The 3,398-nt window shown below is 55.3% G+C and carries 2 rRNA genes; both read right to left on the reverse strand.

Annotation, left to right across the window (positions count from 1 at the left end):
• Window positions 1–4 precede the first annotated feature (4 nt).
• Window positions 5–121: ribosomal RNA gene (rrf, locus tag ACZ7KI_RS43245) — 5S ribosomal RNA — on the reverse strand.
• Window positions 122–205: 84 nt separating this feature from the next.
• Window positions 206–3,340 (reverse strand): 23S ribosomal RNA (locus tag ACZ7KI_RS43250).
• Between the last annotated feature and the right edge of the window lie 58 nt (window positions 3,341–3,398).

The raw sequence follows: 3,398 nt of genomic DNA on the forward strand, positions 1-3,398 counted from the left end.
GTTAGTCCGGCGGTGTCCTACTCTCCCACAACCCTTCGGTTGCAGTACCATCGGCGCTGTCAGGCTTAGCTTCCGGGTTCGGAATGGGACCGGGCGTTTCCCTGACGCTATAACCACCGAAACACTATGAAACAACCACTTCCACCGAATACTGCTGGTGGTTGTGTGGTGTTTCAGAGCTGTAGAGTGGATGCGTAACATCTTTGTGGGCAAGTCCTCGGCCTATTAGTACCAGTCAACTCGACAACACATTACTGTGCTTCCATTTCTGGCCTATCAACCCAATGGTCTGTTGGGGGCCTTAACCCACATGGGGTGGGATACCTCATCTTGGAACAGGCTTCCCGCTTAGATGCCTTCAGCGGTTATCCCTTCCGAACGTGGCCAACCAGCCATGCCACTGGCGTGACAACTGGCATACCAGAGGTTCGTCCGTCCCGGTCCTCTCGTACTAGGGACAGCCTTCCTCAAGTATCCTACGCGCGCGGCGGATAGGGACCGAACTGTCTCACGACGTTCTAAACCCAGCTCGCGTGCCGCTTTAATGGGCGAACAGCCCAACCCTTGGGACCTACTCCGGCCCCAGGATGCGACGAGCCGACATCGAGGTGCCAAACCATGCCGTCGATATGGACTCTTGGGCAAGATCAGCCTGTTATCCCCGGGGTACCTTTTATCCGTTGAGCGACACCCCTTCCACCAGGTGGTGCCGGATCACTAGTCCCGACTTTCGTCCCTGCTCGACATGTCTGTCTCACAGTCAAGCTCCCTTGTGCACTTGCACTCAACACCTGATTGCCAACCAGGCTGAGGGAACCTTTGGGCGCCTCCGTTACTCTTTAGGAGGCAACCGCCCCAGTTAAACTACCCATCAGGCACTGTCCCTGAACCAGATCATGGTCCGAGGTTCAGATTCCCAATCCGACCAGAGTGGTATTTCAACAACGACTCCACCAACACTAGCGTGCCAGCTTCACAGTCTCCCACCTATCCTACACAAGCCGAACCGAAAACCAATACCAAACTATAGTAAAGGTCCCGGGGTCTTTCCGTCCTGCCGCGCGTAACGAGCATCTTTACTCGTAGTGCAATTTCGCCGGGCCTGTGGTTGAGACAGCCGGAAAGTCGTTACGCCATTCGTGCAGGTCGGAACTTACCCGACAAGGAATTTCGCTACCTTAGGATGGTTATAGTTACCACCGCCGTTTACTGGCGCTTAAATTCTCAGCTTCACCCCGAAGGGTTAACCGGTCCTCTTAACGTTCCAGCACCGGGCAGGCGTCAGTCCATATACATCGTCTTGCGACTTCGCATGGACCTGTGTTTTTAGTAAACAGTCGCTTTCCGCTGGTCTCTGCGGCCACCCACTCCTAGTCCGCACGGGACTTCAAAGTGTTTGGCCCCCCTTCTCCCGAAGTTACGGGGGCATTTTGCCGAGTTCCTTAACCACAGTTCACCCGATCGCCTTAGTATTCTCTACCTGACCACCTGTGTTGGTTTGGGGTACGGGCCGTGCACGCACTCGCTAGAGGCTTTTCTCGGCAGCATAGGATCACTCTACTTCACCTCAATCGGCTACGCATCACGTCTCAGCCTCATGAAACACGGATTTACCTATGTTTCGGCCTACACGCTTACACCAGTACTACCACTCACTGGCGGAGCTACCTTCCTGCGTCACCCCATCACTCGACTACTACGGAATCAGATCCCACGCTCCACAACACCGCTCCACCCCGAAGGGTTTTGCGATGCGCTTCGGGTGGTTAGTATCAACCGCCTCATCCTGGGCGCACGTGCTCGGGTACGGGAATATCAACCCGTTATCCATCGACTACGCCTGTCGGCCTCGCCTTAGGTCCCGACTTACCCTGGGCGGATTAGCCTGGCCCAGGAACCCTTGGTCATCCGGCGGCAGAGTTTCTCACTCTGCATTCGCTACTCATGCCTGCATTCTCACTCCCACACCCTCCACGACTGGCTTCCGCCGCCGCTTCCCTGGATGCAGGACGCTCCCCTACCCATCCACACCACTAGACACACACTGCAAGAGTGTGAGCCGATGTATTGCATGAATGACACAGCTTCGGCGGTGTGCTTAAGCCCCGCTACATTGTCGGCGCAGGACCACTTGACCAGTGAGCTATTACGCACTCTTTCAAGGGTGGCTGCTTCTAAGCCAACCTCCTGGTTGTCTGGGCAATCCCACATCCTTTCCCACTGAGCACACACTTGGGGGCCTTAGCTGGTGTTCTGGGCTGTTTCCCTCTCGACGACGAAGCTTATCCCCCGCCGTCTCACTGCCACACTCTCACACCACGGTATTCGGAGTTTGGTTGATTTCGGTAACCCGGTAAGGCCCCTAGACCATCCAGTAGCTCTACCCCCGTGGTGAAACATGTGACGCTGCACCTAAATGCATTTCGGGGAGAACCAGCTATCACGGAGTTTGATTGGCCTTTCACCCCTACCCACAGCTCATCCCCTCAGTTTTCAACCTAAGTGGGTTCGGCCCTCCACGTCGTCTTACCGACGCTTCAGCCTGGCCATGGGTAGATCACTCCGCTTCGGGTCTAGACCACGCGACTCAGACGCCCTATTCAGACTCGCTTTCGCTACGGCTACCCCACACGGGTTAACCTCGCCACGCAGCACTAACTCGCAGGCTCATTCTTCAAAAGGCACGCCATCACCTCAACATCACAAGGATGTGCTCGGGCTCTGACGGCTTGTAGGCACACGGTTTCAGGTACTCTTTCACTCCCCTCCCGGGGTACTTTTCATCTTTCCCTCACGGTACTAGTCCGCTATCGGTCTTCAGGAAGTATTTAGGCTTACCGGGTGGTCCCGGCAGATTCACAGCAAATTCCACGAGCTCGCTGCTACTCGGGAACACCACCAAGGTCTCTGAAACTGGTTTTCGCGTACGGGACTCTCACCCACTCCGGTCGCCCATCCCAAGGCGTTCCACTAACCAGCACATCAACCCGAAGAAATGTCAGTCTCTTCAAGGCGGGTCCCACAACACCACACACACAACACCTGACAGCTTGACATGTGCATGGTTTAGCCTCTTCCGCTTTCGCTCGCCACTACTCACGGAATCACGGTTGTTTTCTCTTCCTACGGGTACTGAGATGTTTCACTTCCCCGCGTTCCCTCCACACACCCTATATATTCAGATGCGGGTAACACCACATAACTGGTGCTGGGTTTCCCCATTCGGAAATCCTCGGATCACAGCTCGGTTGACAGCTCCCCGAGGCATATCGCAGCCTCCCACGTCCTTCATCGGCTCCTGAAGCCAAGACATCCACCATGTGCCCTTAATAACTTGACCACAAAGATGCTCGCATCCACTCTACAGTTCTCAAACACCACACCAGAAACAAACGTCC

Source organism: Amycolatopsis sp. NPDC039088 (genome assembly GCF_055598845.1).